Annotated in this window: 14 protein-coding genes and 1 tRNA gene; 5 read left to right on the forward strand and 10 right to left on the reverse strand. The window is 65.6% G+C overall.

Going from position 1 to position 17,699, the window contains the following annotated elements; genetic code table 11:
- Positions 1 to 26: 26 nt before the first annotated feature.
- The 9 genes from queG to E7811_RS06645 all read right to left on the reverse strand — a co-directional run bounded on the left by queG (position 27) and on the right by E7811_RS06645 (position 11,972).
- A complete protein-coding gene (gene queG, locus E7811_RS06605) occupies positions 27 to 1,073 on the reverse strand; it encodes a tRNA epoxyqueuosine(34) reductase QueG (RefSeq protein WP_281277029.1) in 1,047 nt (348 codons plus the stop codon).
- A 67-nt stretch (positions 1,074 to 1,140) separates the two neighbouring features.
- Complete coding sequence (gene fzlA / locus E7811_RS06610) at positions 1,141 to 1,806, reverse strand: FtsZ-binding protein FzlA (protein WP_136393739.1); 666 nt, start codon at positions 1,804 to 1,806, stop codon at positions 1,141 to 1,143.
- A 79-nt stretch (positions 1,807 to 1,885) separates the two neighbouring features.
- Positions 1,886 to 2,629 (reverse strand): monofunctional biosynthetic peptidoglycan transglycosylase, encoded by a 744-nt coding sequence (mtgA, locus tag E7811_RS06615; protein ID WP_136393740.1) that lies wholly within the window; start codon positions 2,627 to 2,629, stop codon positions 1,886 to 1,888.
- Positions 2,630 to 2,758: 129 nt separating this feature from the next.
- Positions 2,759 to 7,297 carry a glutamate synthase large subunit gene (gltB, locus tag E7811_RS06620; RefSeq protein WP_136393741.1) on the reverse strand — a complete coding sequence of 1,513 codons (4,539 nt, stop codon included), beginning with the start codon at positions 7,295 to 7,297 and terminating at the stop codon, positions 2,759 to 2,761.
- A gap of 12 nt (positions 7,298 to 7,309) precedes the next feature.
- Positions 7,310 to 7,762 carry a GFA family protein gene (locus tag E7811_RS06625; RefSeq protein WP_136393742.1) on the reverse strand — a complete coding sequence of 151 codons (453 nt, stop codon included), beginning with the start codon at positions 7,760 to 7,762 and terminating at the stop codon, positions 7,310 to 7,312.
- Positions 7,749 to 8,474, reverse strand: coding sequence for a hypothetical protein (locus tag E7811_RS06630; RefSeq protein ID WP_136393743.1), 726 nt, complete (start codon positions 8,472 to 8,474; stop codon positions 7,749 to 7,751). The genes E7811_RS06625 and E7811_RS06630 overlap by 14 nt, the downstream gene beginning before the upstream one ends.
- 102 nt (positions 8,475 to 8,576) lie before the next feature.
- Positions 8,577 to 10,013, reverse strand: coding sequence for an NAD(P)-dependent oxidoreductase (locus tag E7811_RS06635; RefSeq protein ID WP_136393744.1), 1,437 nt, complete (start codon positions 10,011 to 10,013; stop codon positions 8,577 to 8,579).
- A gap of 159 nt (positions 10,014 to 10,172) precedes the next feature.
- Entirely contained in the window at positions 10,173 to 10,982 is an 810-nt protein-coding gene (locus tag E7811_RS06640; protein ID WP_136393745.1) for an undecaprenyl-diphosphate phosphatase, read from the reverse strand.
- A 3-nt stretch (positions 10,983 to 10,985) separates the two neighbouring features.
- On the reverse strand, positions 10,986 to 11,972 hold the full coding sequence (locus E7811_RS06645) for a complex I NDUFA9 subunit family protein (RefSeq protein WP_136393746.1): 987 nt from the start codon (positions 11,970 to 11,972) through the stop codon (positions 10,986 to 10,988).
- Between the two features lie 183 nt (positions 11,973 to 12,155).
- Here E7811_RS06645 and E7811_RS06650 point away from each other — a divergent pair.
- Positions 12,156 to 12,240, forward strand: a tRNA-Leu gene (locus tag E7811_RS06650).
- Positions 12,241 to 12,342: 102 nt separating this feature from the next.
- On the opposite strand, the gene E7811_RS18330 is transcribed toward E7811_RS06650, so the two are convergent.
- Positions 12,343 to 14,409, reverse strand: a complete 2,067-nt coding sequence (locus E7811_RS18330) for a calcium-binding protein (RefSeq protein WP_281277030.1) — start codon at positions 14,407 to 14,409, stop codon at positions 12,343 to 12,345.
- 225 nt (positions 14,410 to 14,634) lie between these two features.
- Here E7811_RS18330 and E7811_RS06660 point away from each other — a divergent pair, with 225 nt between their 5' ends.
- The 4 genes from E7811_RS06660 (at position 14,635) to rfbC (ending at position 17,696) form a co-directional block, all read left to right on the forward strand.
- A complete protein-coding gene (locus tag E7811_RS06660) occupies positions 14,635 to 15,402 on the forward strand; it encodes a LamB/YcsF family protein (RefSeq protein ID WP_211092102.1) in 768 nt (255 codons plus the stop codon).
- A gap of 3 nt (positions 15,403 to 15,405) precedes the next feature.
- Positions 15,406 to 16,092, forward strand: a complete 687-nt coding sequence (locus E7811_RS06665; RefSeq protein ID WP_136393747.1) for a 5-oxoprolinase subunit B family protein — start codon at positions 15,406 to 15,408, stop codon at positions 16,090 to 16,092.
- Positions 16,093 to 16,100: 8 nt separating this feature from the next.
- Positions 16,101 to 17,066 carry a 5-oxoprolinase subunit C family protein gene (locus E7811_RS06670; protein WP_136394265.1) on the forward strand — a complete coding sequence of 322 codons (966 nt, stop codon included), beginning with the start codon at positions 16,101 to 16,103 and terminating at the stop codon, positions 17,064 to 17,066.
- Positions 17,067 to 17,132: 66 nt separating this feature from the next.
- Positions 17,133 to 17,696, forward strand: a complete 564-nt coding sequence (gene rfbC, locus E7811_RS06675; protein WP_136393748.1) for a dTDP-4-dehydrorhamnose 3,5-epimerase — start codon at positions 17,133 to 17,135, stop codon at positions 17,694 to 17,696.
- The last annotated feature ends 3 nt before the right edge of the window (positions 17,697 to 17,699 follow it).

Genomic DNA, 17,699 nt, shown 5'->3' on the forward strand with positions numbered 1-17,699 from the left:
GGATAACACCGAATCGCCCGGTGCGGTCAAATTCCCGAAATTCCGGCGGAAAGTCGCCCGACCGCCCATTGTGCCGCGTCCGCGACCTCGGGGGCGGGATCGGCGGTCAATCCGGCGGCAACGTCGCGCAGGGCGGGAAGCCCCGAATTGCCGATCGCATAAAGCACGTTGCGCACGAACCGGTCGCGGCCGATCCGCTTGATCGGGCTGCCCGCGAAACGCGCGCGGAAGGCGACATCATCCAGCACCGCAAGCTCGGCCAGGTCCGGCGCGCCGATGCGCGGCTGATAGCCGATCTCGGTGGCGGCCTGTGCGAACTTGTTCCACGGGCAGACCGCAAGACAATCGTCGCAGCCATAGATCCGGTTGCCCAGAAGGGGGCGCAGCGTCTCGTCCACCGGGCCCTTGTGTTCGATGGTCAGATAGGAAATGCAGCGCCGCGCGTCCAGCTGGTAGGGCGCCGGGAAGGCCCGCGTCGGACAGATGTCCAGACAGGCGCGGCAGGTTCCGCAATGGCTGATTTCGGCTGCGTCCCTTGGCAGGTCGAGCGTGGTGAAGATCGCCCCCAGAAAGAACCAGTTGCCCAGATCGCGCGACAGAAGGTTGGTATGCTTGCCTTGCCATCCCAGCCCCGCCGCCTGCGCCAGCGGCTTTTCCATCACCGGGGCGGTGTCGACAAAGACCTTGATTTCGGCCGTCAGCCCGTCGCGCGCAGCCGCGTCGATCAGCCACCGGCCAAGCCGTTTCAGGCGGCGCTTGACCAGATCGTGGTAATCCTTGCCCTGCGCATAAACGCTGATCGCCGCGCGGTCGGGGTGTTCCAGGACCGCCAGCGGATCGGCCTCGGGCGTGTAGACCTCGGCCAGCATGATGACCGACCGCGCCTCGGGCCAGAGTGCGGCGGCCGATCCGCGCCACTCTGCGCGCTCGGCCATCCAGCCCATCTGCCCATGCCGCCCGTCCTCCAGAAAGGCGCGCAGGCGTCCGGCCGCGTCGGGCACCGCGTCAGGGGCGCAGATCCCCATCCCGGCGAAACCCTCGGCCAATGCCTGCCGAAGAAGCCGCGCCTTCAACCTGACGAAAATACCCTCGGGGGGTCCGGGGGGCGAAGCGCCCCCGGCCTGTCCGCCCGCGCCGGGCTCAGAAGTCGAGATCGGCATAGTGCCGCGGGGGCGGGAAGCCCGGCACCTGATCGACCAGCAATGTACGGAAAGAGGGGCGCGACTTGATCTTCGCGTACCAGTCCTTGACCGTGGCCGACCGGTTCCAGTCGACATCCGAGATATAGTCGAGGCAGGACAGATGCGCCGCGGCGGCGAAATCGGCCAGCGTCATCTGGTCGCCGGCCAGCCAGCGGCGCTGATCCAGAAGCCAGGCAAGGTAGTCGAGGTGATACTTGATCGCCTGCGCCCCGGCCTTGACGTTCTTCGAATCCGGGTAGCCCAGCTTCATCACCTTCTTGTTGACCCGTTCGTACAGCAGCTTCGAGGTGACTTCCTCGTGGAACTTGTCGTCGAACCAGGCGCACAGCCGGCGCACCTCGTACCGGGTATCCGGGTCGCGGGGCATCAGTTGCGGGTTGGGGTTGGTTTCCTCGATGAATTCGCAGATGGCCTGGCTTTCGCTCAGCACCCGGCCATCCATCCGCAGGATCGGCACCTTGCCCGCAGGGTTGCGGCGCAGGAATTCCTGGCTGGGTTCCCAGTAGCGTTCTTCCACCAGTTCGACCTCGATCCGCTTTTCGGCCAGCGTCAGGCGGACCTTGCGGCAGAAGGGCGACAGGGCGAAGTGATAGAGGCGGTTCATCGCGGCACGTTCTTTTCTTGGCTGCGCCCCTTCAATGCCCGCTGCGGGGCGGAAATTCAATCCCCGCGCCGCGCCCGGATCAATCCTCGAAACAGGCGGCGCGGCCGTCGCGTCGGATGGTTTCGGCGCCGTCCAGAACCTGCGCGGCCTTGCGGCGCACCACAGGGCCGGGCCGGGCCGCGCTGCGCCCCTTGGGATCGGGCAGCACCGAGGCCAGCCGGGCCGCCTGCACAGGCGTCAGGTTCGCGGCATCCACGCCAAAGTAATGCCGCGCCGCCGCCTGCACCCCGAAGACGCCTTCATCGAATTCCGCGACATTTAGATAGACTTCGAGGATCCGCCGCTTGGACCAGAAAAGCTCGACCAACGGTGTCAGCATCCCCTCCATCGCCTTGCGGCCCCAGTTGCGCCCGTGCCAGAGATAGACGTTCTTGACCACCTGCTGGCTGATGGTCGAGGCGCCGCGGTTCCCGCCTTCGGCGATGGCGGCGCGGATCGCGCGCATGTCGAAACCCCAGTGCAGGCAGAAATTGGCATCCTCGGCGGCCACCACCGACCGGGCCATGACCGGGGCGATGTCGTCCCAGTCGGCCCATTCCCGTTCGATCCCGCCAAGCCGGGCGCTTTCCTGAAGCTGGTAGATGTTCGTGGGCGGGTTGAAGAAGGAAAACAGCAGCACAAGGAACAGGACCGCGCCCGCCACCCCCAGCACCCCGCGCAGGACCCAGCGGCGCAGCACGCCGCGTCCCGGCAACCGGCGGGGGGCAGGTTCGGGCCGTTCATCGGTCTCGGCCGGGGTCTTGCGCTTGCTGGATTTCGCCATGGGCCAGCAAGTGCATGATCGGCCGCCGCCGGTCAAGGTGGCGGCAGGCGGCGGGGCATCCGTCCGCCTTTCGCGCGGCCGGCGGACGACGGAAATGGAAAGGCCCCCGAAGCGGGGGCCTTTCCTGTGTCATTCGGCGGGCACCTTGGCCAGTTCATCCGACAAGGGATGCGCCAGATGGGGCAGCATCTCTTTCGGGCAGACCTGAAGGAAGTTCGCCCGCTCCGCCTCCCAGTTGGCAAGGATCCGCGCGGCCTTGCGGCTGCCGGTTTCGGCTGCGTGGCGTTCGATCAGGCCCTTCAGCTGGGCTTCCCAATGCGGATGGCTCACGGCGCAGGTCACCAGGCTTTCGAGGTTCATGAAATCCTCGGCCACCCCGTCGGGATCATGGACATAGGCCATGCCCCCCGTCATGCCCGCGCCGAAGTTCGCGCCGATCCGGCCCAGGATCACCGCGACGCCGCCGGTCATGTATTCGCACCCGTTCGAGCCGCAGCCTTCGACCACCACCGTCGCGCCCGAGTTGCGGACGGCAAAGCGTTCGCCCGCGCGTCCTGCGGCGAACAGATGCCCGCCGGTCGCACCATAAAGCACGGTGTTGCCGATGATCGTGTTTTCCGAGGCGTCCAGCGGGCTGGACATCTGCGGACGCACCACGATCAGCCCGCCCGACAGGCCCTTGCCCACATAGTCGTTGGCATCGCCCATCACCTCGATCTTCAGACCGTTCACGGCGAAGGCGCCCAGCGACTGACCGGCGTTGCCCGTGAGCTTAACCGTCAGGTGATCGGGTTGCAGCGAATTGCGCATCCCGAATTTGCGGACGATGTGGCTTGAGGACCGCGTGCCGATGGTGCGGTGGGTGTTCCGCACGGCATAGGACAGCTGCATCTTCTCGCCGTCTTCAAAGAAGCGGTGGCCGTCGCGGATGATGTCGGCATCCAGCGTATCGGGCACGGCGTTGCGCGGCTTCGACCGGTCATAGGTGATGCGGTTCGCGCCATCCACGGTGATCAGCAGCGGGTTGAGGTCCAGATCGTCCAGATGCGCCGATCCACGGCTGACCTGGGTCAGCAGGTCGGCCCGGCCGATGATCTCGTCCAGCGACCGCGCACCGATCTGGGCCAGGATCTCGCGCACTTCCTGGGCGTAGAAGGTGATCAGGTTCACCACCTTGTCGGCGGTGCCGGTGAACTTGGCGCGCAGCGCCTCGTTCTGGGTGCAGACCCCCACCGGGCAGGTGTTGGACTGGCACTGGCGCACCATGATGCAGCCCATCGCGATCAGCGCGGCGGTGCCGATGCCGTATTCCTCGGCCCCCATCATCGCGGCCATGACGATGTCGCGCCCGGTGCGCAACCCGCCATCGGTGCGCAGCGTCACCCGGTCGCGCAGGTTGTTCATCGACAGGACCTGATGCGCCTCGGTCAGGCCCATCTCCCACGGCAGGCCCGCATATTTGATCGAGGTGGCAGGGCTTGCCCCGGTGCCGCCGTTGTGGCCCGAGATCAGGATGATGTCGGCCTTCGCCTTGGCGACACCCGCCGCGATCGTGCCCACGCCCGAGGACGACACCAGCTTGACCGTAACCTTGGCGCGCGGGTTGATCTGCTTGAGGTCATAGATCAGCTGCGCCAGATCCTCGATCGAATAGATGTCGTGATGCGGCGGCGGCGAGATCAGCGTGACGCCCGGTGTCGAATGGCGCAGGCGCGCGATCAGGGCCGTCACTTTCATGCCGGGCAACTGCCCACCTTCGCCGGGCTTCGCCCCCTGGGCCACTTTGATTTCAAGTTCCTCGCAGGCGTTCAGGTATTCGGCGGTCACGCCGAACCGGCCCGAAGCCACCTGCTTGATCTTGGCCGAAGGGTTGTCGCCGTTCGGTTCGGGCAGGAAATGCGCCGGGTCCTCGCCGCCCTCGCCGCTGTCGGACTTGGCACCGATCCGGTTCATCGCGACGTTGAGCGTCTTGTGCGCCTCGGGCGACAGCGCCCCCAGCGACATGCCCGGCGTGACAAAGCGCTTGCGGATCGAGGTGATGGATTCCACCTCCTCGATCGGCACCGGCTTGCCCAAGGGCTTGATGTCCAGCAGGTCGCGCAGGTGGATCGGCGGATTGGCCCGCATCGCCGCGCTGTACTGCTTCCAGATGTCATAGCTGGCCCGGTCGCAGGCCGATTGCAGCATGTGCATGGTCTGCGCTTCCCAGGCGTGCTTTTCCCCCGACCGGCGGGCCTTGTAGAACCCGCCGATGGGCAGCACGTCCGATCCACCCTTCCAGCCCTTCGCATGGACTTCTTCCAGCTTCATCTGGATGCCGTGCAGACCGATCCCGGAAATGCGCGAATGCATGCCGGGGAAATATTCGGCCACCATCGCGCGCGACAGGCCGACCGCCTCGAAGTTGAGGCCGCCGCGATAGGACGAGATGACCGAGATGCCCATCTTCGACATGATCTTCAGAAGGCCCGCGTCGATCGCATCGCGATAGCGGCGCATCGCATCGGTCAGGTTGCCGTCGATCAGGCCGCGTTCGATCCGGTCGGCGACGGAATCCTGGGCGAGGTAGGCGTTCACCGTGGTCGCACCACAGCCGATCAGCACGGCGAAGTAATGCGGATCGATGCATTCCGCCGAACGCACGTTGACCGAACAGAAGGTCCGCAGGCCCTTGCGCGTCAGCCAGGAATGCACCGCGCTGGTAGCAAGGATCATCGGCATCGGCACCTTTTCGGCGCCCTGATGTTCATCGGTCAGCACCAGATGGCCCGCACCCGACCGCACCGCATCCTCGGCCTCGGCGCGGATGCGTTCAAGCCCGGTGCGCAGCGCGTCCTGATCAGCGCCCGCAGGGAAGGTGCAATCGATGAACGCCACCTGTTCGCCGAACTGCTTCACCATCACGTCGAATTCGGCGTTGGCGATGAAGGGGCTTTCCAGCACGAGGATCTCGGTCTGGCTGCTGTTTTCGTCCAGCACGTTCTTGAGGTTGCCGAACCGCGTCTTGAGGCTCATCACCCGGCTTTCGCGCAGGCTGTCGATCGGCGGGTTCGTCACCTGGCTGAAATTCTGGCGGAAGAAATGCGACAGCGGGCGGTACTGACGCGAAAGGACGGCCGCGGGCGTGTCGTCGCCCATCGAGGCGACCATTTCCTTGCCGTCCTCGGCCATCGGCGCCAGCACCTGTTCCAGTTCCTCGACCGAATAGCCGGCGGCGATCTGGCGACGGCGCAGGTCGCCACCGGCGAACTTCGCCCGTTCCGGCACGTCGCGCAGAAGCGCGTTCAGGTCGACGACCTTTTCGATCCATTCGCCGTAGGGTTGGCTGGAGGCGAGGCGGTTCTTGATGTCGGCGTCGTGGTAGAGCTTGCCCTCGGCCATGTCGACGGCGATCATCTGCCCCGGGCCAAGCGCGCCCTTTTCGCGCACGGTGGCTTCATCCACAGGCACCATGCCGGCTTCGGACCCGGCGATCAGCAGGTCATCCCCGGTCACGACATAGCGCATCGGGCGCAGGCCGTTCCGGTCAAGCCCGCCGCAGACCCAGCGGCCATCGGTCATCGCCAGCGCCGCCGGGCCGTCCCACGGCTCCATCACGCTGTTGCAATAGGCATACATGTCCGCCCAGGCCTGCGGCATGTCGGTCGTGGTCTTGGACCAGGCTTCGGGCACCAGCATCGTCTTGGCCATCGGCGCCGACCGGCCGGACCGCACCAGAACCTCGAACACCGCATCCAGCGCGCCGCTGTCGGAGGTGCCGGCCGGGATGATCGGCTTGATGTCCTCGGCCATGTCGCCGAAGGTGTTCGAGGCCATGCGGATCTCATGGCTCTTCATCCAGTTGATGTTGCCCTTCAGCGTGTTGATCTCGCCGTTGTGGGCCAGCATGCGGAACGGCTGCGCCAGCCACCACTGCGGGAAGGTGTTGGTGGAATAGCGCTGGTGATAGATGGCGAAGGCGCTTTCAAAGCGTTCGTCCTGCAGATCGGGATAGAACACGGCAACCTGTTCGGCCAGCATCATGCCTTTGTAGATGATCGACCGGCACGACAGGCTGCACAGGTAAAGCCCCTGGATCTGCGCGGCCAGCGCGGCCTTCTCGATCCGGCGGCGGATGATGTAAAGCTCGCGCTCGAACTGCTCGCGGTCGATGTCCTTGTCGCAGCGGATCAGGATCTGTTCGATCTCGGGGCGGGTCGCGTTGGCCTTGTCGCCCAGAACGCTGATATCGACGGGCACGTGCCGCCAGCCATAGATGTAATGGCCCATCCGCAGCACTTCGGTTTCCACGATCGTGCGGCAGCGTTCCTGGGCCGCGAAATCGGTGCGCGGCAGGAACACCTGGCCGACCGCGATCAGCTTGTGCATGTCGGGTTCGTGGCCGGTGCGGCGGACCTGGTCATAGAAGAACTTGACCGGGATCTGCACATGGATGCCCGCGCCGTCGCCCGTCTTGCCATCGGCATCGACCGCGCCCCGGTGCCACACGGCCTTCAGCGCGTTGATCCCGTTTTCCACCACCTTGCGGCTGGGTTTGCCGGACAGCGAAACCACAAGCCCCACCCCGCAGGAGGAATGTTCGTCATCCTCGCGGTAAAGGCCGTTCTCGGCCAGCCAGCGGCGCTTGGCTTCTTCCGCCTCGACCCAGGATTGATCATGGTTGGTCATGGCATGTCCCCTTCATTCGCTGTCGAGCAGGCTGAACTTGGCTACGCAGTCCGCCCGGGTCATCACGGTCCGGCCCTCGCCCGCATAGGCAAAGCTGTCGGGCTTGTGGTCGATGTAGATTTCGTTGGTCATGGTCAGGCCGCCGGCATCATCCAGCAGCCCGATCGGCAGTTCGATCTGGTCGGCATAGGGCCCCGGTGCGGTGACACGGAACCACAGGTTCGACCCGCAGTCGCGGCACCAGGCGCGTTTGGCCCAGCCGCTTGTCTGGCGTGTGGCGATGTGATCCTCGCCGGTCCAGACGACGTTTTCGGCCGGGACGCTGATGCCCAGAAGGGCGGACCCCGTCCAGCGGCGGCACATCTCGCAATGGCAGGCGCCGAAATTCAGATGCGGCAACGTCGCCTCGAAGCGGACCGCGCCGCAAAGGCAACCGCCCACCCGGTGAAGGTCAGAGCCGGTCATCGCGCGCGCCCCCTTCGGGCAGGGCAGGCAGCGACGACAGGATCGCGTCGCAGTCGAACAGGGGTTCGGTCGCAAGGAACCCCGGCTCTCCCGGAAAGATGAACCTGACCGGGCTGCCATCCACCGGCAGCCAGTCGCCGCCATTGTCCCATTCCGACGGGCCCGCAAAGAACAGCCGCCATTCGGGATGGATATATTCATTGCCGCGCGACCGGCGCAGGACGTTGCCTTTGGTGTCGGTCTCGGTGAACTCGAACAGGGTTTCGCTGAGCGTGACGCCGTCGATCGTGACGGTCTTTCCGGTCAGCCGGTCAAAGCCCCTGACGGTGCTGCGCACGCCGTCGTCCTTCGACAGGCCGAAGGCAAAGCTGTCCTCGCCCGTTTCCAGCAGCCCGGAAAAGCTGGCCGGGTCCTGCGGGTTCGGGTCAAGTGTCTGGCGGACCATCGGAAAGAGGTCGATGCTTTCCACCCATTGCGCCTCGCGGTCGATGCGCGACAGGAAGAAGATCCCCTCCTGGTCGAAATCGGCACGCCATTGATCGCCGGCGGCGTCCTGCGTGCAGGTATAGTAATGCGACACACGGCAGGCCCGCGCCTGCACGGTCAGATGGGCGGTGCAGCCCTCGGGCGGGGCGAAGGTGCTGGCCTCGGCCGCGCCTGCCCAAAGCGGGGCAAGGGCCAGCGCAAGCGCCGAAACGAACCGTGCTGTCATCGCCCTTTCCTTTCCCTGGGGTCAGCCCTGCTGACGGTCAGATCGCAATCGCGTCGCGGGACGCGGGGTCCGGCGCGGGGCATGACCCGGCGCCGGTCCTGTTCATTCGGCGGCCACCTGCGCGGGCTGCGCCAGATAGTCGAGGATCGCATCGGCCGCCTCTCGCCCGTCGCGGATCGCCCAGACCACAAGGCTCGCGCCGCGCACGATGTCGCCCACGGCGAAGACGCCCGGCAGGCTGGTCTGGTGGGTGCGGAAGTCGGCCTTGATCGTGCCCCAGCGTGTCACCGTCAGTTCCGGCACACCCCAGAGCATCGGCAGGTCTTCCGGTTCGAAACCCAAGGCCTGGATCACCAGATCAGCCTGTTCGACGTAATCCGCGCCCTCGATCACCTCGGGCGACTGGCGACCAGTGGCATCGGGCGCACCAAGGCGCATGCGCTGCACCATGACACCGGACACCTCGTCGCCGCCGGTGAAGCCCTTGGGCGCGGAAAGCCAGACGAACTCCACGCCCTCTTCTTCGGCGTTCTGCACTTCGCGCTGGCTGCCCGGCATGTTGGCCCGGTCGCGCCGGTAAAGGCATTTGACGCTGGCCGCGTCCTGGCGGATGGCGGTGCGCACGCAATCCATCGCCGTGTCGCCACCGCCGATCACCACCACGCGCTTGCCCGAGGCATTCAGTTCGCCCGAGGCGAAGGCCTCGACCTCGTCGCCGAAGGACACCCGGTTCGACGCGGTCAGGTAATCCAGCGCCTTGACGATGCCGCGTGCGCCCACGCCCGGCGCCTCGACATCGCGCGCCTTGTAGACGCCGGTGGCGATCAGCACGGCATCGTGCTGTCCGCGGATCGCGTCAAAGGAAATGTCGGTGCCGACGTTGCAGTTCAGAACGAAGTTCACCCCGCCCGCTTCAAGCTGCTCGATCCGCTGCATGACCACCGGCTTTTCCAGCTTGAACCCGGGAATCCCATAGGTCATCAGGCCGCCCGCGCGGTCATAGCGGTCATAGACGGTCACCTGAACACCCTTGCGGCGCAGGACGTCCGCGGCGGCAAGGCCGCCCGGCCCCGCCCCGATGATCCCCACGCTTTCGGCGCGTTCGATCTCTGGGCGGATCGGCTTGACCCAGCCCTTTTCCCAGGCGGTGTCGGTGATGTATTTCTCGACCGCGCCGATCGTCACGGTGCCGTGGCCCGATTGCTCGATCACGCAATTGCCTTCGCACAGGCGATCCTGCGGGCAGATGCGGCCGCAGATTTCGGGGAAAGTGTTGGTCGCCTGGCTCAGCTCATAGGCCTCTTGCAGGCGGCCCTCGGCGGTCATGCGCAGCCAGTCGGGGATGTTGTTCGACAGCGGGCAATGCGCCTGGCAATAGGGCACGCCGCACTGGCTGCACCGGCCCGCCTGTTCGGCGGCCTTCGTTTCCGCATATTCGCGATAGATTTCATGGAAATCATGCGAACGCAGCATCGCGGGCCGCTTTTCCGGCATTTCCTTGGGGACCGTGACGAACTTCAGCATCCGTTCCTTGGCCATGTCGGCGCCTCCCTGCGTTCCTTCGGTGGGTGCGCTTTCTTACTCCCGGCCTTTCGGGAATAAAAGTCAGTATAGTTTACCTATTTGTCGATTTCTTTCAGCGAATATGCGGGGTGTCGATAAAATTCGCAAATTTTATGTCAGTCAGCCTTACCTAAATTATCCGGAGCCCAACAAAAGCGCTGCCATCGCGACACCGCCGACGATGATTCGCCACCAGCCGAACAGGGCATAGCCGTGCCTGCTGACGAAGTTCAGCAGCCATCGCACCACCAGAACGGCGACGACGAAGGCGGTGACGAAACCGACCGCAATGTCGGACCAGGCGCTGAAATCCAGAACGTCGCGGTTCTTCCAGAGGTCATAGGAAAAGGCCCCTGCCATCGTGGGCAGCGACAGGAAGAAGGAAAACTCCGCCGCCGCGCGTTTGCCCACGCCCAGCATCAGCGCGCCGACAATCGTGGCGCCCGACCGGCTGACACCCGGCACCATTGCCAGACACTGGATGAATCCGATGGCCAGTGCGGTGCGCAACGGCAGCGCCTCGGGGTCGGTGTGGCGCGGGGCCGGCGCCACACGATCGACGAACAAGAGGACGATTCCGCCAAGGATCAGCATGCTGGCGATCAGCATGGGGGTTTCAAACAGCACCGTCTTGATGATGTCATGCGCCAGAACCCCGATCACGACCGCAGGCAGGAACGCCAAGAGCACCGAAACGATGAACCACCTTGCCGCCGGGTCGCGGTGCGCGGTCGAAAACACCTGCCACAGCTTGGCAGCATAAACGACCATCAACGCCAGAACCGCGCCGAACTGGATCACCACCTCGAAGGTCTTGCCTTCGCTTTCAAAGCCCAGGAAATGGCCCGCCAGCAGCAGGTGGCCCGTGGACGATACCGGGATGAACTCTGTCAGGCCCTCGATCAGGCCAAGGAAGGCCGCGACAAGCGTGTTGCCTTCGGCCACAGATCAGACCTTGCGCAGGTTCTTGGCCGATTCCTGGATTGCCGTGTATTGCCCCTGCGGACGATAGCGCCACAGGTATTCGGGCAGCACGGCCTCCATCGCGGTGGGGGTGATGCCCAGATCGGCAAAGCCAAGGGCGCCTGGGGAAACCACGTTGTCGCGCGCAAGGTTCTTCACCTGATCGCGGGTCAGCACCTTGTTGGTGATCAGGCCCATCGTCACCGCCTGCACCATGTCAAAGCCGAAGGCCATGATCCGCGCCACGAAGAACGGCAGGTTCAGCACAAGGCGGCGGCGGCGGATGACCGCCAGCATGCGGCGCATCAGATCGCGGAAACTTTCGGCATCCGGCCCGCCCAGTTCATAGACGCCCGGAGCGGCCTTGCCCTCGACGCCCATGACGGCGGCCTGCGCGACATCGTCGACATAGACCGGCTGGAATTTCGTGTCGGCACCGACGACCGGCAGGATCGGCCCGAACCGGGTCATCCCCGCAAAGCGGTTGAAGAACCCGTCCTCCGGCCCGAAAATCACCGAAGGGCGCAGGATGACCGCGCCGGGGAAGGCGGACAGGATCGCCGCCTCACCTTCGGCCTTGGTGCGGGAATAGTCGCTGTCGGATGCCGCATCGGCCCCGATGGCCGACAGATGAACGAGGTTTTGAACCCCTTCTTCCGCAGCGATCCGGGCGATGCGTGCCGCACCTTCGGCCTGCACGGCGTCAAAGGTGTTGCGACCGTCGCGGTTCAGGATGCCCACGCAGTTGACCACCGCGTCCGCGCCCTGCATCACCGCGCGCACGCTCGCATCGTCGCGGATGTTGCAGAACACCGGCTCCACCTGCCCGACCACGCCATAGGGCTTGACGAACAGCGCCTCGTTCGGGCGGCGCACGGCGACGCGGATGCGCCAGCCTTGCTGCGCCAGGCGGCGCGCGATGTAGCGCCCGACGAATCCCGAACCGCCGTAGATGGTGACCAGTTTGCTCATGCCGATGCTCCCTTCAGGGAATTCCGCGTTTCGCCTGCCTCATTACCGCCGGGACACCCTGCAAACAAGCCGCAATTGCCCATCCGCACAGCCATTTCGCTGCAGCGGCGATCGGGTGCAGATTTTTTGCGCGCCCCGTTGACACTGCCCGCGACCCTCTTTAAATCCCCGCCTCACGACATCGCCCAGATGGCGGAATTGGTAGACGCGCTGGTTTCAGGTACCAGTGCCGCAAGGCGTGGAGGTTCGAGTCCTCTTCTGGGCACCAATACCACGGCAAGACGCCGCGAAGGTCACCCTTCGCGGCGTCTTTCGTTTCAGGCCCGTTCGCGCGGCACCTGCGGCGGGGCCACTGCAGCAGGGCTGCGGATCAGAAGAAATCGCTGCCCGTGATCTCGCCTATTCCGGTGTCTTCCAGCCACAGGGCGAATCCCGCCTTGCCGCTGATGGTGATCCGCAGATCGCTGCCAATCTCGGTCAGGATCAGGTCGGAGACGCTCACGCCGGCCACAAGGTCGATCCGGTCGACCCCGCTGACGAAATCGGTAATCGTGTCCACGCCGGCATTGCGCCCGAAGACGAACACATCGGCCCCGGCGCCGCCTGTCATCCGGTCGTCCTGCCCCCCGCCATCAAGCCGGTCGTTGCCCCGCCCGCCCAGAAGCACGTCGCGCCCGCGTTCACCCAGCAGAGTGTCGTTGCCGTCCTGCCCAGCCAGCGTATCCACAAGCCGTCCGCCAAAGATGCGGTCGTTGCCGACACCGCCGTTCAGCTCGTCCCGGCCGCCATGACCGAACAGGCGGTCATCGCCGCCCTTGCCGATCAGCCGGTCGTTGCCGTCGCCCCCGAACATCCGGTCGTTGCCGATGCCGCCTTTCAGCGTGTCGGCCCCCCTTCCGCCGCGCAGGACATCGTTGCCGGCCCCGCCCAGGGCACGATCCGCCCCGTTGTCGCCCGCAAGTGTATCGTTTCCGCCACCGCCAAGAAGCGTGTCATTCCCGTCGCGGCCCTGAAGGGAATCTGTGCCAAGACCGCCCCGCAGAAGGTTGGCCGCCGCGTTGCCCAACAGCGTGTCGGCGAAGGACGTGCCGATCAGGTTCTCGATGCTGTCGAACGTCGTCCCCGTGGCAAGGCCGCCCGTGGCGGTGTTGGCCTCGAGATCGACCGAAACGCCCGAACCCGCAGCCGAAAGATCGGCCGTATCCACGCCATCGCCGCCGAAGAACCGGTCAAGCAGGGCGGTCGGGGTGAAGGTGTCATTTGCCGCGTCGCCCTCGTGGATGCGGACGACGCGCAGATGTTCGCCCTGAACCGCGTTGGCATCTGGGTTGTCATAGATCGCGGCAAGCTGGTTGGCGCCGAACCGCGCAAGGGCCGTGCGTGCGGCTGCATCGGTAATGTCGCCGCCCCCGCGCACGACGACCTCGGCCGAGGCGAAGGTGTCGTCATGCGCCGCTGCCACCAGACGCACCACCATATCGGTTGGAATGGGTTCGCCGATGATGCCGATACCGGCCCTTCTGACGTAGGACACGGCAAGCAGCCCGTCATCCATCCGGGTCACCGAAATATCGTTGAAATTCGTTGGAAACAGGCCAGAGGATTCAACGATCGTCTTCCTGCCCAGAATCGTTCCGGTCGACGAGATTTCCTGCATCACGATCCGGTTGACGCCTCCGACAATCAACGGTGAGCGCTCTTCGTAGAACACGGCAAAGCCGTTATCGGTTGCGACTATTGCGACGTCTTCATTGACACTCCCGGTCCCGTCGAGAAGTGCATCGGACTGGATGACCGTGCTGAGGTCGCGGTTGTAGATCGCATAGCGAACCGAGGTGACGCCCCCATCCTCGCGAGTGAAGGCCACCGCGATATTGCCATTGTCCAGTTGCGTGACCTTGGCGCCGTAGTCGTCAAAAGATATGTCGCCATTCACCGTCCTCGTCGTTCCGCCTGTACCGTCGTTACTGTAGAATCGGATTCGGACGTCACGGTCCGTGCCCCAGTCGAACTCATGCGCGACCACGAAACCGCCATTGTTGACGATAGGAAAGGTCGCTCGAACCGACGTGACATCGGTGTTTGAACCAGGCACCGAAATCGGCGCCAGCACCTGGGTTGCGCCGTCCGCGGAACGGATCGTCAGAAACGAGGAGTTGGAGCCAGTCGAAAAGGTCGTGACGATGTTCCCGTTCGACAGCAGCGCCATGGCCGGATCCAGCCCTTCAGGTCCATCAGACAGGCTTGGCGCCGGGTCGCCGTTCGAGTCGTAAAGCCGATAGTCGAGGTCATCGGGAAAGATGATGAGCGGACTTTCGTTCAACCCGTTCAGCAGGAAGCCCCCGCTATTGGTCGGGGCGAGGGCCCCGTTCGATTCGAGTGCGGTGTCACCAAAGATCTTGACGGATTCCAGTTCGATACGGCTTGTGACGGCCATGGGATTACCCTCCGGAATGAAATTGCAAATATGTAATGGGAAGAATGCGACTCTTTACGTGCGCAAGCATGCGCCTTTCGGGAAGTCAAATCAATGAAAGGCTAATTTTCGAAGGTGAGGAACCTCCTGTCGGCAAAGGCCGATCCGATGCAATCGGAACCTCGACAGGGCGCGCGCGGCGTGGTCCATTCGGGGATGGGAACCACGCACGACACAGGGGCAGGCATGATCCGATCCATCGACCTGAATTCCGACCTTGGCGAAAGCTACGGCCCCTGGCCGATGGGCGATGACGCGGCGATGCTGTCCATCGTCACCAGCGCGAACGTGGCCTGCGGTGGCCATGCGAGCGACCCGGAAACGATGTTCAGGACGCTGACGCTGGCCCGCGACCGGGGCGTGATCGTCGGCGCCCACCCCGGCTATGCCGACCGCGAAGGGTTCGGCCGCCGGATCATTCCGATGACCCCGGCCGAGATCGGCCGCATGGTGGCCGCGCAGATCGGCGCCCTGCAGGCGGTGGCCGCGCTGGCGGGGACGACCGTGCGCTATGTCAAGCCGCATGGCGCGCTTGGCAATCTGGCCGCCGACGACCGCACGGTTGCCGAGGCGATCACGGCGGCGGTGCGCGCCATATCGCCCGATCTGGTGGTCCTGGCGATTTCGGGGACGGAGCTTGAACATGCCGCGCGCGCCGCCGCGGCGCAGGTGGTTTCCGAGATCTTCGCCGACCGGGGCTATCTGTCCACCGGGCGGCTGGTGCCGCGGTCGCGGCCCGATGCGATGATCCACGATGCGAAGGCCGCGGCCGACCGGCTTCTGGCGTTCCTCGACTCAGGCCTGATGCCGGTTGTCGATGGCGATCCGATCCCGCTGGCGGCACAATCGATCTGTGTGCATGGCGACGGGCCTGTCGCGGTGGCCATGGCGGGGGAAATCCGCGCGCGCCTTTCGGCGGCCGGGGTCGCCATCGCGCCCTTCCTGAAGGGCTGATTCATGCGCTGGCCCCTGTTCCGCCCGGTGGCCGATCACGCCGTTCTGGTGGAATTCGGCGACCGGATCGATCCGGCCACGCACGCCGCCGTGCTACGGCTTGACCGGGCGCTGGCCGACGCCCCCTTTCCCGGCCTTGCCGAGACGATCCCCGCCTATGTGAACCTCTTGGTGGATTTCGATCCGCTGGTCGCGGACCACGCCGGGGTGATCGCGCATCTGAAGGGCCTGCTTTCGGCGCCCGAAGGCCCACGGCCCGAACCCGCCGAACATGAGGTTGCCGTCTGCTATGATGCCGATCTTGCCCCGGATCTGCCCGAGGTTGCCGCCCGCACGGGGCTTTCCGTCGATGCGGTGATCGCCGCGCATCTGGCCGGGCGCTACGAGGTATTCCTCTACGGCTTCGCGCCGGGCTACGCCTATCTGGCGGGCGTGCCGCCCGAAATCCGGCTGGACCGCAAGCCCGAACCGGTACGGGGCGTTCCGGCGGGCAGCGTCATCATCGCGGGGCCGCAATGCATCGTGACGACGCTGACCATGCCGACCGGATGGTGGATCATCGGGCGTTCCCCTACCGCGATCCTGACCGGCGACGAGACCCGCCCGGCCTTGTTCGACGTGGGCGACCGCGTCCGCTTTCGCCGGATCGACCGGGCCGCCTTTGACGCCGCGCGCCGGGGGCAGCCATGACCGAAGCCATGAGCGACGCGCTGTTCCGCGTGGAATTCGCCGGGCCCTTCGTCACCATCCAGGACGGGGGCCGACGGGGCATGATGCGCTATGGCCTGCCAGCGTCGGGCGCCATGGACCGGCGCGCGCTGAAGGCGGCGAATGCCGCGCTTGGCAACGATCCGGGCGCGGCGGGGATCGAGGTCTCGCTGGGGGGCCTGACGCTGCGCTGCTTGTCGGGTCAGGTCACGCTGGCCATCGCCGGGGGCGGCTTCATCGTCGAGACCGGCGGCCAGCGCGGCGGCCAGCGCGGCGGATCGTGGCGGGTGATGACCGTGACCGAAGGCGACCGGATCGCGATCCGGCGCGGCCCCTGGGGAAGCTGGTGCTGCCTCGCTTTCGCGGGCAGGCCTGAGGTTCCGCAATGGCTCGGCAGCCGGTCGACCCATGCGGCCTCGGGCATGGGAGGGGGCATCCTGCGCAACGGTCAGGAATTGCGCGTGACAGGGGCGCGCGTGCTGGCCAGGGCCGAGGGACCGATCCCCTGCCCGGTCTGGGCGCGCCCGCGCCGCGAACTGCGCGTGGTGATGGGCCCGCAGGACCGCTTTTTTCCCGCCGAGGCGCAGGCGGCCTTCACCGAAGGCATCTACCGGCTGACCGCCGCCTATGACCGGATGGGCGTGCGTCTGGCCGGGCCGCCGCTTGTTCCCGAATCCGCGCTCGGCATCCCGTCGGAACCGATCGTACGCGGATCGGTGCAGGTCGCGGGCGATGGCGTGCCGACGGTCCTTCTGGCCGATCACCAGACGACCGGGGGCTATCCCAAGATCGCCACGCTTGTTTCATCCGACACCGATGCCTTTGCCCAATGCCGCCCCGGCGATCCGGTGGTCTTCCACCCCGTCGCCCCGGACCGCGCGCGCCAGATCGCGCGGCAGGATGCACAGATGCAGGGCGCCTACCTCGACCGGCTGAGGGCGCGCCTTTTGCCGTGATTGCCACCCCGGACGTGATCGGCTAGGCAAGGGTGGGTTGATCGGGATGCCGGAAGGGTGGGCGTGATGCGAGTGGAAAAGACGGCCTTGCCGGGGGTGTTAATCCTTTCTCCGCAACGGTTCGGGGATGCGCGCGGCTGGTTCTGCGAAACCTGGAACGCATCGCGCATGGCCGAAGCCGGGCTGGACCTGGCCTTCGTGCAGGACAACCATTCGATGTCGGCGGCAGTGGGCACCCTGCGCGGCCTGCACTATCAGGCGCCACCCCGCGCCCAGGACAAGCTGGTGCGCTGTTCGCGCGGGGCAATCCTCGATGTGGCAGTGGACATCCGGCGCGGATCGCCGACCTACGGAAAATGGGTCGGGGTGGAACTGAGCGCCGAGAACGGCCGTCAGTTGCTGGTGCCGAAAGGGTTCCTGCATGGCTTTGTCACCCGCGCGCCCGATACCGAGGTGCAGTACAAATGCACCGACACCTACGCACCGGATTGCGACGGCGGCATCCGCTGGAACGACCCGGACATCGGGATCGACTGGGGCCTTGACGGGGCCGAACCCGTGCTGTCAGACAAGGACCGCGCCGCGCCCTTCCTGCGTGAGTTCGCCACGCCTTTCGAATACCGGGGGTAGAAG

It is taken from the genome of Aliigemmobacter aestuarii (assembly GCF_004799285.1).
GTDB classification, from domain to species: Bacteria; Pseudomonadota; Alphaproteobacteria; order Rhodobacterales; family Rhodobacteraceae; genus Aliigemmobacter; species Aliigemmobacter aestuarii.